This is a genomic window from Sorangium sp. So ce131 (genome assembly GCF_051519095.1).
GTDB lineage: Bacteria > Myxococcota_A > Polyangia > Polyangiales > Polyangiaceae > Sorangium.
The window spans coordinates 119,853-146,454 of the sequence record NZ_CP150455.1; the positions used below are offsets into that span (position 1 = coordinate 119,853).

A 26,602-nucleotide genomic window follows, 5' to 3' on the forward strand; every position below is an offset into this window, starting at 1 on the left:
GGTCGGTGCTCGCGCGCCCGCCCGCGCCCTGCCGCGCAGCGCCCCCCGCCGGCGCTTCGGTCGGCGCACGCAAGGGAGAGCGCGTCGGAGGGGAGAGCGCGTCGGAGCGGAGAGCGCGTCGGAGGCGCGTTGCGGGGGTGTGGCAGAGGGGATGAGGCGGAAGGAGAGCAGCCCGGGACGGACGAGCGGACTCTGGGGAATGTCAGGTTTGCAAGGGAGGGGATTGCAAGATCGGAAGGGGTACAGGGGGTGCTCTAGGGAGAAGCCGCGAAATTGAGACGGGAGGGGCTTGGCCTGCATCCTGCTAAAGGGGTAGGTCAGAGCGCCCGTGACGGTACCCCCCCCACCGTCGAATGGGCGCTCTTTTTTTTTGTCTCCTGCTTCGAGGCGGGGCGTGCGAGCGATCGTCGAATGACGCTGGTCGTGATCCTCACGGTGCGCTGCGAGGCAATCGAGGCGTTCCGCGCATTCGAACGGAAGGCGGCCGCGGTGATGGCCCGGTACGGCGGGGCCATCGAGCGGACCGTGGTGACAGCACCCGATGACGCCGGGAACCATCTGAAAGAGGTTCACCTCGTCACCTTTCCGGACGAACAGGCCTTCTCGGCATATCGCCGAGACGCCGAGCTCGAGGCGGTGGCGCACCTGCGACGAGCGTCGGTCGTCCAGACGGAGATTTTGATCGGGGAAGAGGGGCCGGACTACCACGCCGCGGCGGGATGAAAGGCGCCGCGGGGACATGGTCGGACGGCAGGCAGGGGCGTCCGCGTCAGGCTTGCTCGGGGGGCTCCGCGATGCACGCGGTGGCGACGCGGCGGAAGCCGACCCGCTCGTAAACGCGCGCGACGTCGTCGTTCTGCGCGGACAGGAACACCGTGCGATTGCCCGCGTCGAGGGCGTGCCGCGCCAGCACCGCGGTGACCGCGGCGGCGAGGCCTCGCCGACGGGCGGCGGGCAGCGTTCCGACGCCGACGATCTCGGCGATCTCCTGCGCATGCTGATAACTGCCCACGCAGAGCGGACCGGGGAGCGCGGCGGCGCGGCCCCGCGCCGCCGCGTGCACCATCGTCCCGTCGACCAACGACGTATGCCACGAGGTCGTATGGCCGGCCGGGAGCGCGGCCGCGGTGGCGTCCCGCTCGGCCGGGCCCGCGGGGCCCGCCGCGGTGTCGAGCGCGCCGAAGGCGACGTACGCCACCGCCTGCACCGCGAGGAGATCAGGATCGTCAGGGGTGACGAGCGCTAGGGAGACGTCCGCCGGCACCGCCACGTGGACAGGCTCGCCGAAGAGCACGAGCAGCGGGCAACGCCGGACATGCAGGCCGGCCGCCTCGGCGGCGGCGTCGAGCCCGGGCGTGGTCTCCAGCACCCACTCGAACGACTCCGGGAAAGAGAGCTCCCGCTGCCGCGCGCGCATCGCCGCCACGTCCTCGACCGAGACGGGGTCGGCATGACCGAGGGTGGGGCGGGCATAGTACGGCCAGCCGTCGCAGCGGCGCACGAAGAGCGTCAGCGGTCCATGCGCCTCGGCGTCGGCGCGCCGGCGGGGAACGGCATCGTAGAACCGCTCGATGGCGGCGAGGAGGGCGCTCACAGGGGCGCGATTGTGTCATCGGCCGGGCCTGAACGTCGAGGGCACGCGCAGCGCGCGAGCGACCCGGGCGCCGCGAGCCAGAGGAACGGATCAGTACGTGAGCGAGACGGCCTTGCAGCCGAGGCCGAAGGCGTGGATGAAGGAGGCCTCGGCGATGACACGGACGAGGTTCCCGACCTGGCGCTCACCGCAGCGGGTGTCGTCGAACGCCGTGCCGCCTTGGCCGCCGACCGTCTCGAGGAGCGTGACGAGGCCGACCTCGACCGCATAAGCGCCAGGCGCTCCGGTCACGAGGAGCGGCGCGCAGCGCAAGGTGAGCTGGTCCAGGTAGCTGCCAGCGCGGCCGCTGAAGCCCACCACCACCTCATTTTCCGGGCAAATGCTCTCCCACGGGACCTCGCCGGCGTCGCCCCGCACGGGGGTGAGGTCGCCGGGCATCGTGGTGATCGTGGGCGGGTCGGTCCCGGCGACGGCCAGGTGGCCACAGAGCGCCTGGATCTGGCCAAGGATGAACGAGTCTGGATTGCCGACCAGACCTTGAAAGCCGAGGATGACCTGCCCGTCCGGACACACGTCCATGAGCGGGGCGCCCGCCGCCGTGTCGCCGTGGAGCTCGGTGAGCGTCTGATCCGCGAGGGCGACGCCGCTCGGCGCCTCACAGGAATCGACCCCGCACGCCGCGTCGCCGCCGCCGCCGCCACTGCCGCCTCCGCCGGCGGCCTCCGGCGCGGCGCCGCCTCGCCCCCCCGCGCCTCCGCTGTCGAACGTGAGGCTTCCAACGCCCGAGATCGCATTACATCCGGCGAGGAAGAGCGCGGCGAGGAGCGCGGAGGAAGCCAGGGAGCAGCGCGTCACGGTGGCGACGAGAAGGTACTCGATCGCGGGCCGGATCGACAGGGACTGAACCCCGGCGCATCCGACCATGGATGCCGGTGAGGGGCGCGCGCGTACCCGGGCCGACCGGACCTCGCCAGCGCCGCCGCAGATCCGCCCCGGTGCTATTGACTTCACACCCCGATTTCGGAGAGAAGCAAACGGAAGACGCGTCGGTGAAGTCGACCTCGCTTTAAAGCAGCGATCGCTCGCTCCGGCCAGGCGGCCCGCGAGAGCGACTCATCGGTATGCGGACGGAGACGGGCGCCAAGGGGCGGGCGGCCGCGGCGAGGAGCGCGCGCTGCGCCTGCACAAGGGAGGACACGGTGGTGAGCAATGAGAAGCTGTTCCAGGTCTCGGCAGGGCTCCTGGCCACCGCGGATGCGAGCGGCCGCTTCCATGAGCTGAGCCCGGCCTGGGAGCGGACGCTCGGCTGGTCCCTCGACGAGCTGAGGGCCAAGCCGTTCATCGAGTTCGTCCACCCGGGCGACCGCGAGGCCACGCTCGCGGAGGCGGCGGAGCTCTTCCAGGGGCACACGACGACCCGGTTCGACAACCGCTATCAGTGCAAGGACGGCTCGTACCGGTGGCTCGGCTGGGCCGCCAGCGTCGACATGAGCGACGCCCCCTCGGAGCGCCGCATCTACGCCACGGCGCTCGACGTGACGAGCGATCGAGAGCGGCTGTCGCAGCTCTCGGACACGGCGCAGCTGGTCGCGGTGTACGAGAGGCTGTTCCATGTCTCGGTGGGCCTCCTCGTCACCCTGGACGCAAACGGGTATTTCCGCCACGCCAACCCGGCCTGGGAGCGGACGCTCGGCTGGTCGCCCGAGGAGATGACCGCGAGGCCGTTCATCGACTTCGTCCACCCCGACGACCGCGAGGCGACGCTCGCCGAGGCCACCGCCCTGTTCCAGGGCCGCATGACCATCCGCTTCGACAACCGCTATCGGTGCAAGGACGGCTCTTACAAATGGCTCGCGTGGACCGCGTACATGGACCCGACCGAGGATCCATCGAGCCGCCTCGTCTACGGCACCGCCCACGACGTCACGTCCTACAGGGATCTGCTCGATCAGCATGAGCGGACGCTCGCGCGGCTGCGCGACACCATGCAGGCGATGTCGACGCCGCTCATGCCGATCACCGATCGCATCGTGGTCATGCCGCTCGTGGGGCAGATGGACTCGGAGCGGATAAGTCAGGTGATGTCGGTCGCGCTCGAGGGGGTTCAGTCCACCCAGGTTCAGATCGTCATCCTCGACGTGACGGGGCTCAGGGACATCGACACGAAGGTCGCCTCCGCGCTCGTCGACACGGCGAAGGCGCTGCAGCTGCTCGGCGCGAAGACCGTCCTGACCGGCATCCGGCCGGCGGTGGCGCAGACGCTCGTCGGGCTCGGGCTCGATCTGGCGGGCATCATCACGAAGGGCACCCTCCAGAGCGCCATCGCCTTCGCGCTGCACAGCGACCAGCGCTCGGCCGCGCTCCTCTCCAAGTAAACGCCGCCGGGGCCACGGCGGCGGAGCCTCCCGCGGCGGCGCCGGCGCCGGCGCCGACGCGCGCCTGGCTCACGCTTCGTCGCGCTCGGCCTCCGCCGCCTGGTCGTCGTCCTCGTCGTCCAGCAGCGGCGCCACATCGAGCCACAACGCGTCCAGGTCGAGCTCCAGCCCCTCCAGACCCGCGATGCGCAGCATCCCCTCCGAGGCGGGGAGCACCTGCACGTAATGCCCGTCGGGCCCGAGCTGGCAGATCTCGACGAGCTGCGCGTCGGGATCCACCAGCCAGTACCAGCGCACCCCGAACCGCGCGTACTCGATCGCCTTCTCCATCCGATCGCGCCGCACGTCGCGCGGCCGCCGCGACAGCACCTCCACCACCACGGTCGGCGGGATCCGGGAGAGCGCGTCTCGCCCGCGCAGGCGTGTGCCCGGGGCGTACATGCACACGTCGGGTTTGCGCCCGCGCCGCGCTGACACGCCGAGCTTGTGCTCCGAGCCGAACACCCAGCCCCCGCGCGGCCGAGCCCACCTGCGGAGCACCTCGATGAGCCAGCTCACCACCGCCTCGTGCAGCGTCGTCGGCACCTCTTCCTCCACGAGCCGGCCGTCCAGGAGCTCGCCCGGCTCGTCCTCATCCATGTCGGCCCACTGCTCGAGTGTCATCGGCTCAGGGTGGAGGATCTCCGCGGTCGCTCTCGAACCCATGCCAGCCATCGTACCACCGGCGGGCGGCCCCGCGACGCTCCCTGGCGCCCCTCACACCCGGAGCACCACGCCCCGCGCCCGCTCGCCGGTCGCCTCCGCGATCGCCTCCACGTAGAGCCGCACCTGCGCCTCCTGCGCCGCGTGCGCGGTCCCCGCGTCCGAGCCGGTCTTGAAGTCGACCACGGTCCAGATGCCCACGTCGCCCACGCTCTCGCGGAACGAGAGGTCCACGACGCCCTCGACGAGGGTCCCGTCCGGGAGCCGCAGGAGCAGCGGCGTCTCCCGCTCGCACGCGCCGCGGGCCGCGCTCTCCGCCGCGCGCCGGAGCAGCGGGTGATCGAGCGCCGCGAGCGCCGCCGCGACGGCCGCGTCGACCTCCTCGGCCGGCGCCGCGAGCAGCCGCGCTTGCGCCGACGCGACCTCACGCACCTCGTCCTCGCCGGCCCGCAGGTCCACCTCGGCCAGCACCGCGTGCACGAGGGTCCCGAACCGCCTCCCGAACGGCCGGCCCTCGCGCGCGACCGCCGTCTGCTCGAACGAGATCACCGGCAGCGCGTCCGACCGCCCGCCCCGCGCCGCGGCGCCCTGGCCTCGCCCCGCGCCGCCCTCGGCGCCCTCGGCCGCCCCTGCCGCCTCGGCGGCCGCCCCCGCGGCCTCGGCGGCCGCGCCCGCGGCCTCGGCGGCCGCCGCCGCAGCGGCCGCTGCCGCCGCCTCGTGGCTCAGCTGCGTCGCCGTCTTCACGCGCACCGCCGCCACCGCGCCGTCCCGGATCGCCCGCTCCCGCGCCTCCCGCCACGCCTCGTGCCCCTGCAGCCCGTCCCGCGCGAGCCCCTGCAGCCCGCGCTCACCCGCAGCGGCAGCCGTCACCGCGCCGCCCGCGCCGCCCGCGCCGCCCGCGTCCGCCTGCAGGATCCGCTGCTGCCTCAGCCCCGCCTCCGGCTCGCGATCGAGGTCGAGCGCGGCCGGATCCCACCAGACGACGCGGTGCGCCCCCACCATGGGCGCGTGCACCCCGGGCGCGACCGCGTCCCGCTCGTCCGCCTCGCACCGCGCCGGGCGATCCAGCACGGTGTCGGTGCCGAACGGCGGGCAGCCGAGATCGTCCCCGGGCCGCGCGTTCCGCCGCTCGCGCGGCGCCGGATAGAGCACCGGGTGCAGCACGTCGAGCCAGCCGTCGCTCGAGCCGTCGCCCGGGCGCGCGTCGCCCACCGCGGGCACCACGAGCAGATCGCGCGCCCGCGTCGCGGCCACGTACGCGAGCCGCACCGCCTCCTCGCGGTCGCGGCGCAGCACCTCGTCGCGCCGCTCCCAGAGCTCCGCGGGCACGCAGCCGGCGATCGGCTCGGCCCACAGGTTGAGCTCGGGATCCACGTGCCGCGACGGCTGCTGGTGCACCGCCGGCGACGCCGGATCCGCCAGGATCACCACCGGGAACTCGAGCCCCTTCGCCCGGTGCACCGTCATGATCCGGACCCCCTCCGTCCCCTCCTCGACGACCGGCGCCTCGGCGACCTCGCCCCGCTCGGCGTCCGCCTCGAGCCGCTCGACGAAGGCCCGGAACGACGTCGCGCCGCCCGCCTCGAAGCGCCGCCCGAGGTCCATCACCCGCAGCACGTTCGCGAGCGCCTGCTCCCCCGTCGGCCAGATCGCGATGCCCGCGTGCGCGCGCGTCTCGTCGAGCAGCCCGCCGATGGTGTCCGCGAGCGGCCGCCGGTTGCGCTCGCGGTGCAGGCGCCCCAGCACCGCGAGCGCCTCGGCCACCTCCCGGAGCGGCCGCGCCCCGCCCGCCATCGCGGCGTCGAGCGCCCCGTCGTCCGGCTGAAAGAGCGGGTGCAGCCGCTGGAACCGGTCGCGGTAGAGCAGGAGCGCGTCGTCCGTCAGCGCGAAGAGCGGCCCGCGCAGCGCCGCGTACACGCTGAGCTCGTCGTCGGGCCACTCGATGGCCGAGAGGGCGCTCCGCACCGCCATCACCTCCTCGCGATCGTGGAACGACCGCCCGCCCACGAGCACGTGCGGGATCCGCCGCGCCTCGAGCGCCCGCACGTACGCGCGCGTCGCGTCCTCGCCGAACGTCTGGAAGCGCTTGAACAGGAGGCAGATGTGCCGCGCCTCGAGCGGCACCCGCTCCCTCGGGCGCTCGCGCTCCGTCACCGTCCAGCGCCGCTCGCCCGACGCCGAGCCCCGGCCCGCGTGGATGAGGTGGTGCACGAAGGCGCCCACCGCGTCCGGGATCGACTGCCGCACCCGGAAATCGGAGATCTTCCCGAAGTCGCCGTAGGGCCGCGGCACCGGCAGCGCGATCACCGTCGGCTGACCCACCGGGTCGTCCCGGAACCGCTCGAGCGCGACGTACCGCGCCTGGCTCGCCGCGCGCGCGCGCGGGCGCTCGTCGGCGCGCTCGTCGCCGCCGCCCTGCGCCGGCGCGCCGGGGCGCTCGTCGACGCCGCCCTGCGCCGGCGCGCCGGGGCGCTCGTCGCCGCCCTGCATGAGCGGCGCGAACGCGCCGTTGACGGCCTCCTGGATGGACGGGGCGCTGCGGAAGCTCGTCGACAGGTACAGCACGCTCGCGCCGCACGCGACGAGGCGGGCCTTCGTCGCCTCGTAGAGCGCCACCTCGGCGCGGCGGAAGCGGTAGATCGACTGCTTCGGATCGCCGACCACGAAGAGCTTGCCGGGCAGCGGGCGCGCCTTCATCCAGTCGGTCTCGGCCGGGTCGTCGGCCGCCAGCAGGAGCAGGATCTCCGCCTGGAGCGGGTCGGTGTCCTGGAACTCGTCGACGAAGAGGTGCGAGAAGCGGAGGTTGAGCTCCTCGCGCACGCCGCGGATCGAGCGGAGGAGGTTCCGCGCGCAGAGCAGCAGGTCGAGGAAGTCGAGCTTTCCGGCGCGCGCCTTGAGCGCGTCGTACGCCTCGATCGGCGGCCGGAGCTCGCGCGAGAGGCAGGCCGCGAGGTCGGCGCTCGCGGCGGTGAGGACCGCGTCGAGCTCGGCCTTCACCCGGTCGCGGAGCGCGAGCACCTCGGCGCGCGAGAGCTCCGCGCCGAAGCTCTTGCCGGCGCCCTTCCAGCGCCACTCCTTCCAGCGCGCGAGCTCGGCGAGCTCGGCCTCGAGCCCGTCGTGATCGCGCCCGCCGGTCACCTCCTCGCGCCGGCGGAGCTCGGCGAGGTACCGGTCCAGGTTCCGCAGGCTCTGCGCGAGGTAGTCGTCCTCGCGGTCGGCCTCGGCGGCGAGGTCGGCGAGGGACGCGAGGCGGTCGAGGATCTCGTCGAGGGCGCTCTCGCGGTCGAACGGGTCGCGGCGCCAGGGCCGGGTGAAGTCGCGGTGCTCGGCGAGCTTGTACGCCGCGCTCCGCAGCAGGTCGCGCGGGCCCTGCGCGCCGTCGCGCGGGCGCCGGCGGAGGATGCGGCGCACGCCCTCGGGCGGGTCGTTCAGCGTGCGCTGGAACCACGCGTCGAAGGCCTGGTCGAAGAGCGCCTCGGCGTGGTCCGCGGCCGCGACCTGGAAGAGCGGGTCGACGCGCGCCTCCACGGGCCACTCGCGCAGGAGGTCGGCGCAGAAGGAGTGGATCGTCCCGATCCGGGCCGCCTCCAGGTGCGCGAGCGCGTCGTCGAGCCGCGCGCGCTCGGCCGGCCCGGCGCCCGGATCGCTGCGCGCCCGCTCGATCTCGGCCCGCAGGCGCAGCTTCATCTCGCCCGCGGCCTTCTCGGTGAAGGTCACCGCGACGATGCGGTCGAGCGTCCCGCCGCCCTCCTCGGGCCCCTTCCGCAGCACGGCGACGATCCGCGACACGAGCGCGGTCGTCTTGCCCGTGCCCGCGGCCGCCTCGACGACGAGCGTCGTCCGGAGATCCTCGCGGATGCGGCGCCGGGCCGGCTCGTCCGCGAGCTCCCGCGCGCCGCGCGCCCGGCCCGGATCGGCGGTCACCGGCGCCCCCGCGTGGGGCCGCCGCGCCGCGCGACGCCGCGCGGCGCGATCGCGCCGGCGGGGCCCGGGGAGGTGAGGAGGACGTACGGCACGAGGTGGCGGGTCGAGGCTGCGGAGGGGGTAAGGTGGCCCAGATCGGCGGCGAAGGAAACGTCGCACCGCGCGCGCGAGCCGGCAGAGGCCCGGCGCGCCGCGGCGGACCCTTTCCGCCGGAGCGCCCTGCTCTGCCGGCTCCCGCGCGCGGTGCGACGTTTCCTGTGCGCCATTCCCCTGGGTTGCGCAGGGCGGCGCCGCCGTTCCGTTCCGGAGCGACGTCATCGGGTCCGAAGGCGAGGCTTCTTGTGCTAGCAGCAGGGGACCTGAGCCATGCGCGTCGAGTCGATGAGCCCTGGAGCGCGGTGGTGGTACGCGCTCAAGCCCGCGAGCTGGCCGAAGGTGCTCGTCCCCGCCCTGTGCGGCCAGGCCGTGGGCGCGGCCGCCGCCGGTCGGCTGTCCGCGGGCGCGCTCGCCTTCGGCGCGGCGTGGATGCTGGCCGACGTCGCCTTCGTCGTGCTCCTCAACGACTGGGGCGACCGCGACGTCGACGCCCTCAAGCGCCGGATGTTCCCGCACGGCTGCTCGCCCAAGACCATCCCCGACGGCATCCTTCCGGCCGGGGCCCTCCTCCTCGCCGGCCTCGGCGCCGGCGCCGCCGCGCTGCTCGCGGCGTGGGGCGCGGGCCGCGCGCTCGACCGACCGCTCCTGCTCCCGCTCGCCGTGCTCGCCCTGGCCGTCTTCGCCGCCTACACCCTGCCGCCGCTCCGGCTCAACTACCGGGGCGGCGGCGAGCTGCTCGAGATGCTCGGCGTCGGCGGCGTGCTCCCCGTGCTGCACGCCTACGCCCAGTGCGGCGCGGTCGTGCCCGCGTGGCTCTGCGCGCTCTTGCCGGGGCTGCTCCTGCTCTCGCTCTCGAGCGCCCTGGCGAGCGGCCTGTCCGACGAGGAGAGCGACCGCGCCGGCGGCAAGCGCACGCTGACCACCACGCTCGGCAACGCGGCCACGCGCCGGGCCGCGGAGGCCCTGCTCGGCCTCGGCGCGGCCCTCTGGCCCGCGGCGTCGGCGCTCGCCGATCGCGCCCCGCCGGCCTGGTCGGTCGCGCCGGCGGCCGCGATCGCGCTCGGGTTCCGGGCGCGGCTCGTCAGGAAGAGCCCCGCCGCGGTCACGAACGCCTTCGCCGCCCAGGCCGTCTACAAGGCCGACCTCCACCGCGCGATCTGGTGGGGGATGGCCGCCCTGTCCGCGGCGGTGCTCGCCGCCGGGCTCACCGGCAAGGGGGCGCCGCGATGACCCAGGTCCCGTCCACCCCCGCGCTCCCCGCGGAGGAGCGCGACGCGCTCGCGCGCCTCACGCCGCTGCTCGGCGCGCGGGCCTCGGTCGCACCGGACCGGCCGTGCGCGCCCACCCCGCTCGCGCTCGTCGAGCAGGTGATGGACGGCAGCGGCGGCAGCGGGGACGAGGGCCGCGCCCGCGCCCGCGCCCTCGCCCGCGGCCTCGGCGAGGTGATCCGCGCCGTCGCCGACAACTTCCCCGACAACATCTTCTGGGACCTCGACTACCTGACGTTGTGCCTCTGGCAGGCCGGCAGCGCGCCCGCGACCCTGGACTTCGCGCGCCGGGTGGTGTCGCTCTGCCTGGGCTTCGGCAACAAGTCGAAGCTCCGCTTCCGTTACGCGCACGACTTCCTGTACGGCTACGACTGGGCCCGCTGGGTGATGCGCAAGCCGGAGGAGCGCGCGGGCGTCGGCCCGTTCGACCTCGCGTTCTTCGACTACCTCGACGGCCGGCAGCAGGCGCTCTGCGAGCTCGTGGCGAGCAACGACCGCAAGTACTCGCAGCTGAACGGCCGGGAGTTCCGCAACCCCTTCTCGTTCATCCGCGAGCCGCCCGAGGAGAGGCAGCTGCACTGCCTGCTCGCCCAGGTCGATCTCATCCCGCTCAAGGCCTGGCGCCTCGACGGCGAGCGCCGCTGGGACCTGCCGTTCACCGACCTGCGCGCCAGGCTGGCGGAGCGCCTCGGCCTCGCCCAGGCAGGCGACGGCCGATGACGGCCCGAGGCGACGGCCGATGACGGCCGGCCCGGGGTCGCTGCGCGCCTGGCTCAAGGCGTCGCGGCTGGCCTCGCAGCCCTCCATCGCGCTCCCGCTGCTGTTCGGCCAGCTCGTCGCGGCGCGGCCCTCCGGCCGCCGGGCCGCGCTCGACCTCGGGGCGCTCGCCGCGGTCCACCTCTTCGGCCTGCTCGACCAGCTCTTCATCGTCTACGCGAACGACGTCGCCGACCAGGAGACCGACCGCCGCAACCGCACGGCCACCCCGTTCTCGGGCGGCTCGCGCGTGCTGGTCGAGGGCCGCCTGTCCCCGCGCGCCCTCGCCGCCGCGGCCGTCGCCTGCGCGGCGGGGCTCGTGGCCGTCTCGGCCGGGCTCGCGGCCGCGCGCGGCGCGCCGCTGCTCGTGCCGCTCGCGCTGCTCGCGCTCCTGCTCCTCTGGGCCTACAGCTACCCGCCGCTCCGGCTCTCCTACCGCGGCGGCGGGGAGCTGCTCCAGATGGTCGGCGTCGGCGCGGTGCTGCCGCTCTACGGCTACCTCGCGCAGGGCGGCGCCCCGGCCCATTTCCCCTGGGCGCTGCTCGTGTTCCTGCTGCCGAGCCACCTCGGCTGCGCGATCGCCACCGCGCTCCCCGACGAGCCCTCCGACCGCGAGAGCGGCAAGCGGACGTTCCCGGTGCGGGTGGGCGGCGAGCGCGCGGCCGTCGTCATCGCCCTGCTGAACGGCCTCTCGCTCCTGCTCGCGCCGATCGGCCTCGGCGCGCTCGGCCTCCGCCCGGGCGCGGCCCTGTTCGTGCCGGCGGCGGCGACGCTCGTCGTGCTGCTGGCCCGCCCCGCGCCGCCCGGCTCCCGCCTCGTCCTCGTCCGGGTCGCGGCCGCGGCGACCTCGACGCTGTCGCTGGTCGGCGCGGCGATCCTCGGCCTCGCGGCGCGCTGAGCGGGCCGGCGCCATGACCCACGATTTCCTGGTCCTCGCGCTCCTCTTCCTCCTGCCCGGCGCGGTCGTCTGGCGCGTGCGCCCGGATCTGCGTCCGCTGATGAAGCGCACGGCGCTCGCCTCGCTGCCGTTCGCGCTCACCGAGCGGCTGTTCTATCCGGCGTACTGGACCCCGAAGTTCCTCTTCGACCTCGCCGAGCACCTCGGGTTCGGCGTCGAGGACGTGCTGTTCCTCGTCGGGCTCAGCTCCTTCTCGTGCACCGCCTATGCCGTGGTGTTCCGCCGGACGCCGGTGCCGTGCGGCGGCGCCCCGCGCGGCGCCCCGTGGCGGCGCGCGGCGGCGGCCATCACGTCCGCGCTCGCGGCGGCGGTCGCGCTGCTCGCGGCCGGCGTGCCGGTCCTCTACGCCGCGGTGGCGGCGATGCTGGCGGTCTCCGGCGTGCTCCTCGCGGCGCGGCCGGATCTCATCGCGCCGAGCCTGCTCGGCGCGCTCCTGTCCGCGGCGATGTACCTCGTCCTGTGCCTCGCCTTCGCGGCGCTCGTGCCCGGCGTGTTCGAGCGCACGTGGCGGCCCAGCGTGCTGCTCCCGGGCAGGGCGCTGCTCGGCGTGCCGGCCGACGAGATCCTCTACGGGCTCGGCGCGGGCCTCTCCGCCACGGTGTTCCCGGCGTGGGCCTTCGGGCTCCGGTACACGAAGGGACCCCCCGCCGGGCCGCCGGCGCGCTGAGGCGGGGCCGCGCGCTCGCGGCCCGCGGCCCGCCTCGGCGCCCCGCATCGCCCGCGCGCGGAGGCGTCGGCCGCCGCCGGCGCGCGCTATTAGTAAATACTATTTACATTGCGGATAAACGAGGAGGTTCACCGCGGGACCACGTCGCAGAAGAAGTCGACGGCGGTCCTCAGCTCGAAGGCCGACTCGCTGCCGCCGCGCTTCGCGACGAAGACGTCGAGCGGGTACATCTTGCCCGGCTCCAGCTTGACGTTGCGTCCGGCGGCCCAGTCTTCGATGTCGATTCCCGGCTCGATCCCTGGCGTGCGCGCGTCGCGACCGTCGCTGGCGAGCACCTGGATCCTGTTGATGAACACCCAGACGTTGTCGTTCGCCTGGACCAGCAGGGTGTCCCCGCGGCGGTACCTGAAGCTCGAGTGGAGCTCGTACGTGAAGCCGCGCGTGTCGCTGAGGTCCTGGACGTTCTCGTCCGCGGGGTCGCTGGGGGAGAAGTGTTTGCTGCCGAGCGTGCCGAGTCTGCCCTGCTCCGTCTCGACGAGGTGGAAATCGGGAACGTACTGGAAGGCGTCGTTGGCTCCTTGCACGTCACGGAACCACAACGTGAAGTCCTCGAGGCTGACCCCGTGGCCCGCCGCCGGGTCCGCGTTGTAGACCGGCCTACCGGAGTGATCCAGCTCGGGCTTGAGGAGATACTTCAGGCCATTGGCGCCGGGGCTCTCCGGGGCCGGGGGCATGCCCGGGGTCGTGTGGGACCTGAAGCGGCGCACCCTCCCCGACAGGTTCTTCGCGCACTGCGCTTCCCAGTCTTCCTCCGACGCCACGCCGCCGGTGTTGCCGGTCCCACCGGCGACACCGGCGGCGGGTTTGGTCTCGGGGGGACCTTCGCCGCCGCCGCCGGCGCCTTCGCTGTCGCCGCCGCCGCCAGCCCCGTTGTCCTCGGGCGTCGCGTCGCTCTCCACGGGGGGGTCGGTCGCGTCCTCCCCGCTGACGATGACGGCGTTCTCGAGCGGGCACCCGGCGAGGACGAGCGCCGACCACGCGAGGAGCAGGGCACCTGCGGGTCGCGTGTACGCCGGGCAGGGGGATGTCGTCGGCCGGGGCAAGGTCATCGAGAGCGCCTCCTCCCCCGTGGATGCCGCCAGGCGTGCTGGTCCTTCGCGGAATCGTCCTCGACGGCGTGGTTCTTCGCGGCGCCGTGTGGTCAGGTGTCGCTCCTGCGCCCGCGCGGAGGTCCGGCGACAGCCGCCGCGCACCCGCTGAAACCTGCGCGAAACTTGGCTCCGCCCACCAGGCGTCCGGCGAACGTTGGCCGGGCTCCTGCGTTGCCTCGCGGCGGCGCCGCGCGGGCGGACTAGCTCCGTGCCTCACGAGGCTGTCGAGGGAGCCCGAGAGATTTCAACGCAAAGGCGCAAACCAGAATTTTCTCTGTATTTTTGCGTCTTTGCGCCTTTGCGCCTTTGCGTTGAATCTCTCTTCTCTCGCGTCGATCCCTGCCAAGACGTCTGACAGACCGAACTAGCCTGGTTACCTCGGGGCTCCGCGCTGCCGGCGCGAGCGGCGCGAGCGGCCTCGCGATCGGCTCACGCCGCCTCGCCGCCGAACGCGATGGGCACCTCGGAGACGGTGACGCGGAACTTGCCGCCCCGGGTGACCGGGATCTCATCGACGACCTGGATCTGGAGGTTCGCCCGGTCGCCGAGCAATCGGCGGATCTCGCGCTCGATGATCTGCGACGTCTCCGGCCGGTAGTTCTCGCCCGGCATGATCTTGATCGTGAGCGCCCGCGTCTTGTCCTGGTGGATCTGGTAGCGCGCCACCGTCGGGTGGTCCTTGAAGAGGTGCGGAAAGAACTCGCCCGCGAGGACCTGCCCGTCCGGCCCGACGATCATGTCGAGCACCCGCCCCTCGACCGCGGCGAGCAGCGGCAGCCCGCGGCCGCACGAGCAGGGCGCCTCGGCGGCGACCGCGATGTCCTCGTTCTTGTAGCGGAGCAGCGGCATCGACCGGCACACGAGGTCGCTCACGATCACCTCGCCGGGCTCGCCGGGCCTCGCGGGCCGCCCGCCCGCGTCGAGCTCGACGAACACGTTCTCCAGGTTGAGGTGCTTGCCCTGGTGGCGCTCGCACTCCGCGCCGATGAGCATCACCTCCCGGCAGCCGTAGCGGTCGAAGACCGGCGCCTCGAACGCCCGCTCGATGGTCTCCCGCTGGTGGCTGAAGAGCCGCTCGGCGGTGGCCACGATGCCCCGCGGCGAGGGCAGCTTGCGCCCCGTCTCGAGCGCGTAACGCGCCGTGAAATAGAGCGGGCTCGTGTACCCGATGACGAGGTTCGGCCGGTAGCGGACGATCTCCTTCACCACCGACGCGAGCCGCGCCTCCGCGAGGTCCCACGCGCTCACCATCTTCTTTCGCAGCACGGCCTCGTGCAGCGCGCGCTTCGCTTGCTTCCAGCGGGGCTCCGCCGCCGTCGGGGTGCCCCAGATGTGGAGCTCCTTCTCCCCGATCCGCCCGCCCGCCCAGCCGTCGGCGCGCATGGCCGCCGCGAACCGGCGCTCGTACGTTTCGTGGTCGTAGTAAAATTGCACCGGCGCGCCGGTCGACCCGCCGGTGCCGCTCTTGTAGAGCTTGCCCTTCCACCCCGTGGCGATCATCTCGCTGCCGTGCGCGCGGATTTCCGCCTTGGTCAGGACGGGGAAACGCACGAGATCCTCGGGCGCGTGGACGTCCTTCGCGCGCACCCCGTGCTCGGCGAAGCGGCGCCCGTAGTAGGGCACGTGCTGCTCGGCGAACTGGAGGGCCTCGAGCATCTTTCGCCAGTTGAGCTCCCGGAGCTCCTGCTCAGGCCGCCACTGCGAACGCTCCAGCTCCTTGAGGTAGGTCAACGTCGACCGCCCTCGGAGACGGTTTTCGTAGAACGGGAACAGGACCTCGCGAAAGAGCATTCCGTACATGATTACGGGCATCCTCTCGAATCTGCGGGGGGAGTCAAGTTGCGCTTTCACGTAATCGCTCCGGATCGCCTGGTCCTCCAGCGATCCAGGGAGTTGTGATCCGCCCTGGATGATCGCGGAGACGGCCTTGATCGCGCTCGACGGAGGACGTCGCGCCCGGACGGCGCCCTCTGCCGTGGACCTCGGTTTCCGCGGGAGCGTGGGGCCGAGGTCAAGCGCAGGTGATGAGGGGTGATGATTTCACCGCCGCGCGGGGAGCGCTCGCGAGCGACTCGCTGTCTCGTGCGCCTCCCATTCACGGACAGGGGGACACGGAGAGGCCTTCGGCGCGGAGCGTGGAGCTCGATCCGCGGCTCGGGCAGCGCCCGCGCGGCGCGCGCCGCGCGGACGTCATCGCCTTGTGATTGCGGGGTTGAAGACGAGCGCGCCCCGCGCCGCTCGCCGCCTGGAGGGCGGCGGCGGCGCGGGGCAGGGCGATCAGGCGTCCGGCTCGCAGGCGCGCCCGGAAGGCCTGGGCGCGCCGTGAGGCCGAGCCGTCAGGGCGGGCTCCCGGCTCACGGGAGCATCAGGACGCACTCGATCCGGCAGGTCGGGGCGGAGCCGCCGCCGCTCGTGGTGCTCACTTCCTCGCAGATGGTGCGCTCGATGGAGCCGGGCGGGCACGGCTCCTCGACGGGCACGCACTCGCGCCAGCAGCCGCCGACGGCCGGATCCGCGTCGTAGTAGCCGCCGCCGGAGGAGCTGCTGCTGACCGCGCCGCTGCACACGGTCTGCTCGACGGTGCCCGGCGGGCAGTAGGGCTCGACGGGCACGCACTCGGTCCAGCAGGAATCGGTGGTGTGCGGGTAGTCGTCGCCGCCGTAGCCGCCGCCGGAAGAGCTGCTGCTCTCGCCGCACACGGTCTGCTCGACGGTGCCCGGCGGGCAGTAGGGCTCGACGGGCACGCACTCGGTGAAGCAACCGCCGCCCGGGGTGGTGCTGCCGCCGTAACCGGTGCCGGTGGTGCCGCTGTCATAGCAGGTCGTCTGCTCGACGGTGCCCGGCGGGCAGTAGGGCTGCACGGGGATGCACTCGGTCCAGCAGCCGCCGCCGGGGTAGGGCATGCCGTCGTAGCCGCCGCCGGTGCTGACGCTGGAGCTGCTGCTCCAGCCGCCGCTGCCGCCCTCGCCCCAGCCGCCGCTGCCGCCGCTGCCGCCCGAGCCGACGGTGACGCTGGAGCCGCCCTCGCAGACGGTCTGCGGGATCGTGTCCGGCGGGCAGTAGGGCTGGATGGGCACGCACTCGGTCCAGCAGCTGCCCCAGCCGCCCGCGCTGCCGCCGTAACCGGTGCCGCTGCTGCCGCCCATGCCGCCGGCGCCGCCCGAACCGACGGCGACGCTGGAGCCGCCGTCGCAGAAGGTCTGCGGGATCGTGTCCGGTGGGCAGGTGGGCTCGACGGGGAGGCACTCGGTCCAGCAGCTGCCCGAGCCGCCCGTGCCGCCGGTGCCCCAGCCGGTGCCGCTGCTGCCGCCCGCGCCGCCCCAGCCGGTGCCGCTGCTGGGCACGTCCGCGGGGGTGGCGCCCCGATCGAAGCCGCTGCTGCCCGCGCCCGTGCCGCCGGTGCCCCAGCCGGTGCCGCTGCTGTCGCCCGCGCCCGCGCCGCCGGCGCCCCAGCCGGTGCCGCTGCTGCCCTCCCAGCCGCCGCTGCCGCCCGCGCCGCCCGAGCCGGCGACGCCGACGCTGACCGTCGTGCTCTCATCGCAGACGGTGTGCGGGATCGTGTTCGGCGGGCAGTAGGGCCCCACCGGCACGCACTCGGTCCAGCACTCCTCGTAGTGCTCCGAGGTCCCGGGCATGCCCGTGCCGACGCTGACGGCGCTGCCGCCGCTGCAGACCCGCTGCTCGATCGTGCCCGGCGGGCAGAACGGCGGCGGCGTGCACTCGGTCCAGCACTTCGGATCGACCGGCAGCGGCATCCCGGGGCCGGCCGCGCCCGCGCCGACGGAGGAGGTGGCGACGGTCGTGCTGCCGTCCTCGCAGAGGACGTGCTGCCCCCACCCGGGCGGACACACGCTGTCAGGCACACACTGCTGCTCGCACATCTCGCCGACCTCGCACGGCGAGCAGACCGTCTCCCAGTGGAAGCCAGGCCCGCAGTCGGGCTCGGGCGGCGGCGACGGCTCCTCCACGCCGCCACAGCCCTGGCCCTTGGCGCCGGTGAGCACCACGAGCGCGGAGAGCGCGACGAGCCCCTGAAGCGATGAACGAGCGACCGAAGAGCGAGAGACGAGCGAGGAGAAGAGCGTGAAACGCATGGGAAGACTCCGTCCTGCGTGCCTGGGCCGACACGCGATCAAGAAACGATGCTCTGCGCCGCACCTGCGGAGCGCTGCTGCTCCGCGGCTGCTCAGCGCCACTCGGAGAGCTCGTCCGGAGATAAAGCACCGGATATGCCACGCCCGTCCGCCCGCCCGGATGGCGCCCCCGGGGGCTCCCAGGCGGCCTCCCGGCGCGCCCGGGCCGCACGTCTCCGCGCGTTTTCCGGCGCGATCCCCGCGGCGCCCGACCGCCGCGGTACGGCGCCGCGGCACGCGGCAGGGCCACACTGTGACCGTGAGCGATGAATCCGTGCCACACTGAGCCAGGTGCGCCACGTTGCCCAGGTGGCGCACAACTTGTTGGAATGGCAGCGGAAATTTTCGAGGGTGCCGGTCTACGGCGTCGCGTCTGGCCTGCCGTAGGGGGGCGTCGTGGGAGGTGAGGCGACGGCCGACGCTGCCCTGAGGCTCAGAAGGTGCAGGTCGGCGTGGGGCCGGCGGTGAAGGGCTCCCAGCGGACGTCCTCGATCGCCACGTCCATCGGCGATTCCGAGTAGATGAGGAAGGGCGTGTTGACGTTGGTGATGTCGAGCCCGCTGTCCGTCAGGCACTTCAGCGGGATGGAGACCTCGTGCCACTCCCCGTCCGCGATGGAGGTCAGCGTGCTCGCGATGTTGATGTCGCCGAGGCAGGGATACACGCAGTGGGCCGACAGCGTGACCAGCGTGCCCTCGGGCGGAGCATCGACGCGCGCCCGGAAGACGATCGAGGTCTCCGAGTTGTAGTAGGGCGACAGATCGACCCCGGGCATGCCCGCCGAGACCTGCGCGTAGATCTGGCCCGTCGCGCTCCAGGTCACCTGCTTGGCGCTGCCCTGGATCTCGCCGTCGACCGTGCTCACGCTGACCTCGCCGTCGGGCAGGGTGGCGCCCATGCCCACGTCGATGCCGCCCCAGTTCGAGGGGCCGCCGATGCGCAGCACGTAATCGCCCTTCTCGTCGCCATCCATGAAGATCTCGAGCGGCTCGCTCGTGGTGCCGGCCGTCCCCGGGTCCGGGGCCGCGCAGCCGTGGCCCGTGGAGACCTCGGGCAGATCGTCGCCGAGCACGTCGGCGTCGGTGGTCAGGAGGCCATAACCGTACGGGAAGAGCGGCTGCTCGTCGTCTCCCTTGTTGATGGGCGCCTGGCAGTCGGCCGAGGGCCACGAGAACGACAGCTTGCCCTGGAACTCGTAATCGCCGAAGAGCACGTCGGCGACGCCGCCGCCCTCGCTGCCCGGCAGCCAGGCCGCGACGAACGCGTCCGACCGGTTGATCTCCTTGTTGGTGTGGAGCGGGCGGCCCGACACGAACACCGTGACGATGGGCAGGCTCGGCGCCTGGGCGCGGATGACGTCGATGACGGCGAGGTCCTCGGGGTGGAGGTTTGCGTGCTCGAGCGTCTCGAACTTGCCGATGTCGCCCTGGCCCTCGGCGTAGGGCGTCTCGCCGATGACCACGATCGCGGCGTCGAAGGTGTCGGCCGCGGCGGTGCCGTCGGGGCTCAGGGTCGCGGAGCCGTCCATCCCGGCGCCCGTGATCGCCTCGTCGATGCCGGCGTAGATGGACTGCGCGTTCGGGAAATCGGCGTTGGTGTTGCCGGTGCCCTGCCAGGTGAGCGTCCAGCCGCCGGACTGGTTCTGGATGTTGTCCGCGGTCTTGCCGGCCACGAGGACGTTCATCGACTTGCTGAGCGGCAGGACGCCGCCCTTGTTCTTGAGCAGGACGAGCGACTTGCGCACGGCCTCGCGCGCCACGGCCCGGTGCTCCGGCGCGGCGAGGAGCGCGGCGTCGCCGGCGGCCGACCGGGTCGAGGGGGCGCCCTTGTTCGCCCTGGGGCCGAGGAGGCCGGCCCGCATCTTCACGCGCAGGATCCGGGTCACCGCGTCGTCGATGCGGGCCATCGGGATCTCGCCGCCCTGCACCTCTGCGATGGTGTTCTCGATGAACGCCATCCAGTCATTGGGCACCATGATCATGTCCACCCCGGCGTTGATCGCCGCGGCGCACTGCGTGTTGTTGCAACCCGGGAGCTGGCCGTGCCCGTTCCAGTCGCCGATGACGAAGCCGGTGAAGCCGAGCTGGCCCTTGAGGATGTCGGTGAGCAGGTACCGATTGCCGTGCATCTTGTCGCCGTTCCAGCTGCTGAACGACGCCATCACGGTCTGCGCGCCCGCCTCGAGCGCGGAGAGGTAGCCCTGGGCGTGGATGTCGCGCAGATCCTCCTCGGAGCAGACGGTGTTGCCCTGGTCCTTGCCCTGCTCGGTCCCGCCGTCGCCCATGAAGTGCTTGGCGGTCGCGACCACGTGCGTGTCGCTGAACAGGTCCGCGCCGTCCGCCGGGCGGCCCTGCAGGCCCCGGACCATCCGGCCCGCGTAGCGCCTCACGATCTCCGGATCCTCGGAGTAGCCCTCGTAGGAGCGGCCCCACCGGTCGTCCCGCACCACGGCGAGCGTGGGGGCGAAGGCCCAGTCGAGCCCGGTGACGGCGACCTCGGCGGCGGTGATGGCGCCGATCTCCTCGATGAGATCGGGATCGTTCATGGCGCCGAGCCCGATGTTCTGCGGGAACAGCGTCGCGCCGATCACGTTGTTGTGGCCGTGCACCGCGTCCACGCCCCAGAGGACGGGGATGCCGAGGTGCTCGCCGGGCGCGCCGCTCGTGTCGGTGGAGGCCGTGTAATAGGCGTCCGCGAGGGCGACCCAGTCGGCCGCGGTCGCGTCCTTGGAGCGGCCCGGCCAGGACCCGCCGCCGTTCAGCACCGAACCGATGTGGTACTCCCGGACCTGGTCCGGCGTGATCGCCAGGATCTCGGGCTGGACCATCTGGCCGACCTTCTGCGCCGGGCTCATCCGCGCGAGCAGCTCGGCGATGGCGTCCTCGATCTCGGGGTCGAGCGGGATCTCGCTCGTCACCGTCGGCCATTCGACCGACGCGGGCGCGCCGCCGGTGCCGCCGCCGCCGCCGGTGCCGCCGCCGCCGCCGGTGCCGCCGCCGCCGGCACCGCCGCCGCCGCCGCCGCCGGTGCCGGTGGTCGCGCCCGCGCCGTCGCCGCCGTCGCCGCCGCCGCCGGTCCCGGTCGTGGCGCCGCCGCCCGACCCGCCCGACCCTGTCGGGTCAGTCAGGGGATTTATGGACTCGTCCCCGCAGGCGGGGACAGGGATGGTCAGGGCTGCGAGCAGCAGCCATTTTGCGTTTCGATTCCAATGCTTCATGCCAGCGCCGGAGCATCGTCCCGGCGCAGTGGGGCGTCAATCTCAACCTCTCGCAGGCTGTGGCGTGAAGGCGGCCCCTTCGCACGAGCGGCTTGACACGGGCGACCATCCCCGGCTGTTCTACGCTCTGTGCGACGAGGGAAGGCGGCGCGAGATCGGCCCGTAGAAGGGCTGAACCAGGAGAGCGCACCTGTGTCGAACGCGTCCTCGGTATACAAGCGGCGGGCGGCGAGCGCCGCGGTTCCTGTGTGGAAGTCTCGGACATCGCCGGCGATCTTCACGCTGGTGCTGATCGCTGTCTGCTCGGCCGCGCGGCCGAGCGCCGCGACCCCTCCATGCGAGCATCATCCGGAGGCGAAGTTCAGTCGATTTTCAGAGATCCCCGCCGTTCTGCAGGTGCCGCCCTCACCAGCCCGCCTGTGCGACGTCGAGCCGAGGCTCCACGCGACAGCCGTCGTCGAGCACGGGAGCGCCTCGTTCAACTGTGAGCAGTCACGCTGCAAGCTCGATGTTCCTGCCGATCTCGACGCCGCGGCGGTGTATCTGTTCCGCGACGAGGCCGGGCAGGTGCTGTTCGCCAGGCGGGGCGACCAGATGAAGTGGGGCAATTACCCGAAGCCGGCGCCGGAGACACGGCACGTCACCGTTCAGCGGCTGCGGCTGGGGCCGTCGACTGCGCTCATCGAGCGCCCCGAGCTGTTCATCCATGGTCGTCGCTGCTTTTCGCTTCCGCCCGATCAGCGCCTGGAGCCCGATGGCGTCTACCTGGTAACACACGTCGCTGAGCTGCCCATCGTCGTCATCGCCTCGCTTCCCGAGCCGGCAAACAGGCCCGTCGCGCCGGCCTTCATGATCCAGCGCGACCAGATTTCCAATCCCTGCGACGATCACGGGCTGCTCTGGTTCGTCCCGAGGGAGCGCGGACCGAACGCGTGGGTCGTCTGGAATGTCTACGCACAGGACGGCGAGACGCGCATCGTCGGTCCGATCCTCGGGCCCGTGCCCTGGGTGTATGGCAGCGAGCGTCCACGCGGGACGCCCGAATGGGCGCTCGAGCTCGGGCGTGAGTACGTCCTCTCGGCTCGAGCGCTCGATCTATCAGGCAACCTCTCGGACGAGCAGCGGCTCTCGTTCACGATGGAACGGACCGGTCGGAGCATGTACACTCGGCTCCGTGCCATCAGCGGCGGGGCGAGGGCGCTCGCCGCGGTCATCATGGCCTGGACGGTGCTGGCAGCGATCTGGCTCGTCGTGAAAGCCGCGCGTGCCGAGCGCGCCCCGACCCGGGTTGACCCATCGCGTTCCAACCCGGCTCACGACCCGCCCTCCGGACCCCGGCCACCCGACCCAGGCTGATCCACCACGACCGCGGCCCGCAGCCGGTTGAGCCCGGAGACGGCGCGCCGTCCCTCGCGCGATGGCGCGCCCCGGTCCGTGGCAGCGCCGTCGGCTCAGTCGACGAACACGTCCCAACAGAGTGCGTTTCGCAGTTTTTGGTCGTCAAGAACGAGGTCTCGTATCTCGTCGGGCAGTTGTTCCCACTGCCACTGGCGTTCGGCTCGCGCGGCCGCGTCCCCTTGGCCCGATGGCGCGGCTTCCCTGGCAGCCCTGATGGCGTACGCCGCAGCCCCTAACTCATGGGCGGCTACATGCGCCACGGCCACCGCCTGACCCGCGGAACACCGTCGCAGTCACCACCGTGAGCTGCCGGCGCCGACGTGAGGCCGACACGCGCTCGCGCGCCTCGTCGCGGCGAGCTCGACGCCTCATCGACGCGCTTGACACCGGCGGTCCAGTTTTGCGATCCTACCGTTGGTGCGCTGTGTCCTCCCTGGCGCTCCAGATCCTTGGTAGGTGTATCATGATATCCGTCTCGCGGCGCCTGGCGGCGCCGATGATCATCGCTTCGCTCTCCTTGTCCTCCGTCGTCACGACCACCCGAGCGCAGGCCGCCTCGTACGCGCTCTTCGAGAGCGGTCAAGCTCGTCCTCTCGCGCTCTCCGACGACGGGAAGCACCTCTACGCGGTCAACACCCCCGACAATCGCCTCGAGGTGTTCCGCGTCGGGCCATCCGGGCTCGTGCATCAGAGCTCCGTCACGGTAGGGCTCGAGCCCGTCGCCGTCTCCGTCTCGGGGAGCGGCGATGTCTGGGTCGTCAATCACCTCTCGGACAGCGTCAGCGTCGTCGACGTCTCCTCTGCCTCCTCTCCGCGCGTCACGCGCACCCTGCTCGTCGGGGATGAGCCGCGGGACATCGTGTTTGGCGGTCCGGCGCGCAGCCGCGCCTTCATCACGACGGCGCACCGGGGGCAGAACGCCCCGTACGATCCCCAGCTCGCGACGCCCGGCGTCGGCCGCGCCGACGTCTGGGTCTACGACGCGGCGAACCTCGGGGCGAGCTCGCTCGGCGGCGTCCCCCTCACGATCCTCTCGCTGTTCTCCGACACGCCGCGGGCGCTCGCGGTGAACCCGGACGGGACGCGCGTCTATGCGGCCGGCTTCCACAGCGGCAACCGGACCACCGCCCTGCACCGGGACATCGTCGCGCTCGGCGGCGGGCCGCCGCCGCCGTTCACCGACCACCTCGGGACGACGCAGCCGGCGACCGCCCTGATCGTGAAGTTCGATGGAACGAGCTGGGTCGACAGCGTCGGACAGACCTGGGACCCGTACGTGAACTACTCTCTCCCCGACAAGGACGTGTTCGTCATCGACGCGACGAGCAACCCGCCGGCGCAGCTGCCCGGCGCGGCCGGTTACTACACCGGCGTCGGGACGATCCTCTACAACATGATCGTCAACCCCGCGAACGGCCGCGTCTACGTGACGAACACCGAGGCGATGAACCTCGATCGCTTCGAAGGGCCGGGGATCTTCACCGGGTCGAGCGCGCGCGGCCACCTCCACGAGAGCCGGATCACGGTGCTGGATCAGGGCAGCGCCGCGCCGCGGCACCTGAACAAGCACATCGACTACAGCGCCTGCTGCGCGCCGATCCCCAACGCGGAGAACGACAGGAGCCTCGCGCTGCCCCTCGGCATGGCGATCACGAGCGACGGGGCCACGCTGTACGTCGCCGCGCTCGGGTCCAGCAAGATCGGCGTGTTCAGCACCGCCCAGCTGGAGAACGACACCTTCTCTCCGAGCGCGGCGAGCCACATCGTCCTCGACGACGGCGGCGAGCCGGTCGGCCCGACGGGCCTCGCGCTCGACGAGGGGCGAGGGCGGCTCTACGCGCTCACGCGGTTCGACAACTCCATCGCGGTGGTCGACACGGCGACGCGGGCCGTGACCGCGCGTGTCCCGATGCACAACCCCGAGCCGCCGAGCGTCGTCGCCGGCCGCCCCTTCCTGTACGACGCGCGGTTCAGCTCGAGCAACGGCGAGGCGTCGTGCGCGAGCTGCCACGTCTTCGGGGATTTCGACAGCCTGGCCTGGGATCTCGGCAACCCCGACACCACCACCGTCCCGAACCCCGGGCCCGTGGCCGAGGATCTCATGCTGTTCTCGCCGCCGATGAACGACTTCATGGCCCTCAAAGGGCCGATGACCACCCAGAGCCTCCGCGGCATGGCGAACCACGGGCCGATGCACTGGCGCGGCGATCGCACCGGCGGCTACAACGAGCCCAGCGCGCAGCCGGACGAGGGCACCTTCGACGAGCGGGAGGCGTTCAGGCAGTTCCAGGCCGGGTTCGTCGGTCTGCTCGGCCGGAGCGGGCCCATCCCGGCCCCGGACATGGAGGCGTTCGCGGATTTCGCGCTGAAGATCATGTACCCGCCGAATCCAATCCGGAACCTCGACAACTCGCTCACGCCGGACCAGCAAGCCGGCCGAGACCACTTCCTCGCGGACGGCACGGATCTCAGCGGATCGTGCGTGGGGTGCCACGTGATCGACCCCGACGCCAACGCAGGGTTCGGCGAGCCGCTGCCCGGCTTCTTCGGGACCGACGGCCGGTACGTCCGCAACGAGGTGCCCCAGGTCATGAAGACCCCGCACCTCCGCAACCTGTACCAGAAGGTCGGCATGTTCGGCATGGTCCCGACTCCCTTCATCTATCCGGGAGACAACGACTTCATGGGCGACCAGGTGCGCGGCTTCGGGTTCCTCAACGACGGGGCCATGGACACCATCTTCCGCTTCATGAGCGTGATGGGCTTCGACAACGTCTTCAGCCCGGGCGGCTTCGACGACAGCCCCGGCGGGAACGGCGAAGCGCGGCGCCGGCAGGTCGAGCAGTACATCATGGCGTTCGAGAGCAACCTGGCGCCCATCGTCGGGCAGCAGGTCACGGTGACGCAGCACAACGTCGCGGCGGCGACCCCGCGCCTCGACCTCTTCCTCGATCGGGCGGACGAAGGCGAGTGCGACGTCATCGCGAAGGCGCGTGTCGGAAGCCACGAGATCGGCTTTCTCTACGTCGGATCGAGCCAGTTCATCGCGGACCGACAGGCGCTCGGCGGCACCACGAAGTCGACCCTGCTGTTCTTCGCGCAGCTCCCTCACCACGAGATGACGTTCACCAGCGTCCCGCCTGGCAGCGGCGCGCGCATCGGGATCGACCGCGACGAGGACGGCATCCTCGACGGCGACGAGTGAGCGGCACGCTGCCAGCGGCATGGGCTACGTGGTCCTGCACGTCCTCGGCGCCAGGCCGCGACAGCCCGGGCGGACGCCGGCGGCGCCGGTGAACGCCGCGGCGCCGCCGGAGGCAGGCCTGCCTCGCTGCCCCCGCGCCGGCCTGCGAGAGGGACCAGCGAGCCGACTTGGGCGCTGACCGCAAGACCACCTCCTGATAAAGAGAGGCCAATGCAAACCTCTCGAACCAGACGTATGACACCGTGGCGCGTGCCCGCGGCGATGCTGGCCGCGGCGGCCGCCGGCGCGCTCCATCCGGCTGTGGCGCATGCCCACTTCTCCCTGCTCGAGCCCGCCTGCTACTCGGAGCAGAACAACCTCGGCGACCCGCAGAAGAGCGCGCCCTGCGGTCAGGCCGACCCCGGGAATCCGGCCCAGCCGACCGGCGAGGTGACCACGTTCGTCCAGGGTCAGACGATCACGCTGACCATTGACGAGACAATATTCCACCCGGGCCACTACCGCGTGTCGATCGCGCCCAATCCGGACGCGCTCCCCCCCGATCCGGTGGTGACCCCGGGCTCCACCCCGTGCGGCTCCACGGTAATCGAGACCGCGCCCGCGCTGCCCCTCGTGGCGGATGGCCTGCTCGTCCACACGACGGCGTTCTCCGAACCACAATCCGTGCAGATCGCGCTCCCCCCCGACTTCACCTGCACGAACTGCACGCTGCAGGTCAGCGAGTTCATGTCGAACCACGCGATCAACAACCCTGGTGGCTGTTTCTATCATCACTGCGCGACCATCACGATCGTCCCGCGCGACGGTGAGGGCGCGGGCGGCGCGGGCGGCGCCGGCGGCGGCCCGGACGACGGCGCCGCTGTATCCACCAGCAGCAGCAGCGGCGCCGGCGCGGGCGCGGGCGGCACCGACGACGGCGGCGCCACGACGGCGGGCAGCGGCGGCGGCGAGGCGGACGAAGGCGATTCCTCCTTGTCGTCCGGATGCGGATGCCGTGCCGGCGCCGCGGGCCCGGCCACCGCCGCGTACATGGCGATCCTGCTCTCGCTCGGGCTCCTGCGCTGGCGCCGCCGTGCGAAGCTCGCTGCACGTCGCGACGCTCGTGCTCCAGAGCATACATCGCGCAGATCGACCACGAAGTGACCAGCTCCGGCGCCG

The 26,602-nt window shown here is 72.6% G+C and carries 17 protein-coding genes and 1 pseudogene; 9 read left to right on the plus strand and 9 right to left on the minus strand.

Features of this window, described 5'->3' with window-relative positions:
- Window positions 1–411: 411 nt before the first annotated feature.
- On the plus strand, window positions 412–723 hold the full coding sequence (locus WMF43_RS00465; protein WP_437676575.1) for a hypothetical protein: 312 nt from the start codon (window positions 412–414) through the stop codon (window positions 721–723).
- Window positions 724–769: 46 nt separating this feature from the next.
- On the opposite strand, the gene WMF43_RS00470 is transcribed toward WMF43_RS00465, so the two are convergent.
- Both WMF43_RS00470 and WMF43_RS00475 read right to left on the minus strand, forming a co-directional pair.
- Window positions 770–1,594 carry a GNAT family N-acetyltransferase gene (locus tag WMF43_RS00470; protein ID WP_437676576.1) on the minus strand — a complete coding sequence of 275 codons (825 nt, stop codon included), beginning with the start codon at window positions 1,592–1,594 and terminating at the stop codon, window positions 770–772.
- A gap of 90 nt (window positions 1,595–1,684) precedes the next feature.
- Window positions 1,685–2,518, minus strand: a complete 834-nt coding sequence (locus WMF43_RS00475; protein ID WP_437676578.1) for a hypothetical protein — start codon at window positions 2,516–2,518, stop codon at window positions 1,685–1,687.
- A gap of 278 nt (window positions 2,519–2,796) precedes the next feature.
- Here WMF43_RS00475 and WMF43_RS00480 point away from each other — a divergent pair, with 278 nt between their 5' ends.
- The gene (locus WMF43_RS00480; RefSeq protein ID WP_437676580.1) at window positions 2,797–3,969 is read left to right on the plus strand and encodes a PAS domain S-box protein; all 1,173 of its coding nucleotides are present in this window, start codon (window positions 2,797–2,799) and stop codon (window positions 3,967–3,969) included.
- 69 nt (window positions 3,970–4,038) lie between these two features.
- Here the strand turns inward: WMF43_RS00480 and WMF43_RS00485 are convergent, their stop codons facing one another.
- Window positions 4,039–4,674 (minus strand): Uma2 family endonuclease, encoded by a 636-nt coding sequence (locus WMF43_RS00485; RefSeq protein WP_437676582.1) that lies wholly within the window; start codon window positions 4,672–4,674, stop codon window positions 4,039–4,041.
- 51 nt (window positions 4,675–4,725) lie between these two features.
- Window positions 4,726–8,595: a UvrD-helicase domain-containing protein gene (locus WMF43_RS00490; protein WP_437676583.1), complete on the minus strand. Its 3,870-nt coding sequence runs from the start codon at window positions 8,593–8,595 to the stop codon at window positions 4,726–4,728.
- Window positions 8,596–8,961: 366 nt separating this feature from the next.
- Between WMF43_RS00490 and WMF43_RS00495 the strand changes: the two genes are divergently transcribed.
- Genes WMF43_RS00495 through WMF43_RS00510 form a run of 4 tightly spaced genes read left to right on the plus strand, consistent with a single transcriptional unit; the run spans window position 8,962 to window position 12,340 of the window.
- Window positions 8,962–9,921, plus strand: a complete 960-nt coding sequence (locus WMF43_RS00495) for a UbiA family prenyltransferase (protein WP_437676585.1) — start codon at window positions 8,962–8,964, stop codon at window positions 9,919–9,921.
- Window positions 9,918–10,679 (plus strand): ferrochelatase, encoded by a 762-nt coding sequence (locus WMF43_RS00500; RefSeq protein ID WP_437676587.1) that lies wholly within the window; start codon window positions 9,918–9,920, stop codon window positions 10,677–10,679. Before WMF43_RS00495 ends, WMF43_RS00500 begins: the two co-directional genes overlap by 4 nt.
- A gap of 19 nt (window positions 10,680–10,698) precedes the next feature.
- Window positions 10,699–11,613 (plus strand): prenyltransferase, encoded by a 915-nt coding sequence (locus WMF43_RS00505; RefSeq protein ID WP_437676589.1) that lies wholly within the window; start codon window positions 10,699–10,701, stop codon window positions 11,611–11,613.
- A 13-nt stretch (window positions 11,614–11,626) separates the two neighbouring features.
- Window positions 11,627–12,340 carry a lycopene cyclase domain-containing protein gene (locus tag WMF43_RS00510; protein WP_437676590.1) on the plus strand — a complete coding sequence of 238 codons (714 nt, stop codon included), beginning with the start codon at window positions 11,627–11,629 and terminating at the stop codon, window positions 12,338–12,340.
- 128 nt (window positions 12,341–12,468) lie between these two features.
- On the opposite strand, the gene WMF43_RS00515 is transcribed toward WMF43_RS00510, so the two are convergent.
- The 4 genes from WMF43_RS00515 to WMF43_RS00530 form a co-directional block, all read right to left on the minus strand.
- Entirely contained in the window at window positions 12,469–13,449 is a 981-nt protein-coding gene (locus WMF43_RS00515) for a fibro-slime domain-containing protein (protein WP_437676592.1), read from the minus strand.
- A gap of 471 nt (window positions 13,450–13,920) precedes the next feature.
- Complete coding sequence (locus WMF43_RS00520; protein WP_437676594.1) at window positions 13,921–15,291, minus strand: phenylacetate--CoA ligase family protein; 1,371 nt, start codon at window positions 15,289–15,291, stop codon at window positions 13,921–13,923.
- Window positions 15,292–15,845: 554 nt separating this feature from the next.
- Window positions 15,846–17,585: a hypothetical protein gene (locus tag WMF43_RS00525; protein WP_437676596.1), complete on the minus strand. Its 1,740-nt coding sequence runs from the start codon at window positions 17,583–17,585 to the stop codon at window positions 15,846–15,848.
- A 472-nt stretch (window positions 17,586–18,057) separates the two neighbouring features.
- The gene (locus WMF43_RS00530) at window positions 18,058–20,841 is read right to left on the minus strand and encodes a glycoside hydrolase family 3 protein (RefSeq protein WP_437676598.1); all 2,784 of its coding nucleotides are present in this window, start codon (window positions 20,839–20,841) and stop codon (window positions 18,058–18,060) included.
- 192 nt (window positions 20,842–21,033) lie between these two features.
- Here WMF43_RS00530 and WMF43_RS00535 point away from each other — a divergent pair, with 192 nt between their 5' ends.
- Window positions 21,034–22,197, plus strand: a complete 1,164-nt coding sequence (locus tag WMF43_RS00535; RefSeq protein ID WP_437676600.1) for a hypothetical protein — start codon at window positions 21,034–21,036, stop codon at window positions 22,195–22,197.
- Between the two features lie 95 nt (window positions 22,198–22,292).
- Here WMF43_RS00535 and WMF43_RS00540 read toward each other — a convergent pair.
- Window positions 22,293–22,520: pseudogene (locus WMF43_RS00540) on the minus strand (putative immunity protein); the annotation flags it as partial.
- A 182-nt stretch (window positions 22,521–22,702) separates the two neighbouring features.
- On the opposite strand from WMF43_RS00540, the gene WMF43_RS00545 reads away from it, so the two are divergent.
- A complete protein-coding gene (locus WMF43_RS00545; RefSeq protein ID WP_437676602.1) occupies window positions 22,703–25,444 on the plus strand; it encodes a YncE family protein in 2,742 nt (913 codons plus the stop codon).
- A gap of 234 nt (window positions 25,445–25,678) precedes the next feature.
- Complete coding sequence (locus WMF43_RS00550; RefSeq protein ID WP_437676604.1) at window positions 25,679–26,587, plus strand: SCE4755 family polysaccharide monooxygenase-like protein; 909 nt, start codon at window positions 25,679–25,681, stop codon at window positions 26,585–26,587.
- The last annotated feature ends 15 nt before the right edge of the window (window positions 26,588–26,602 follow it).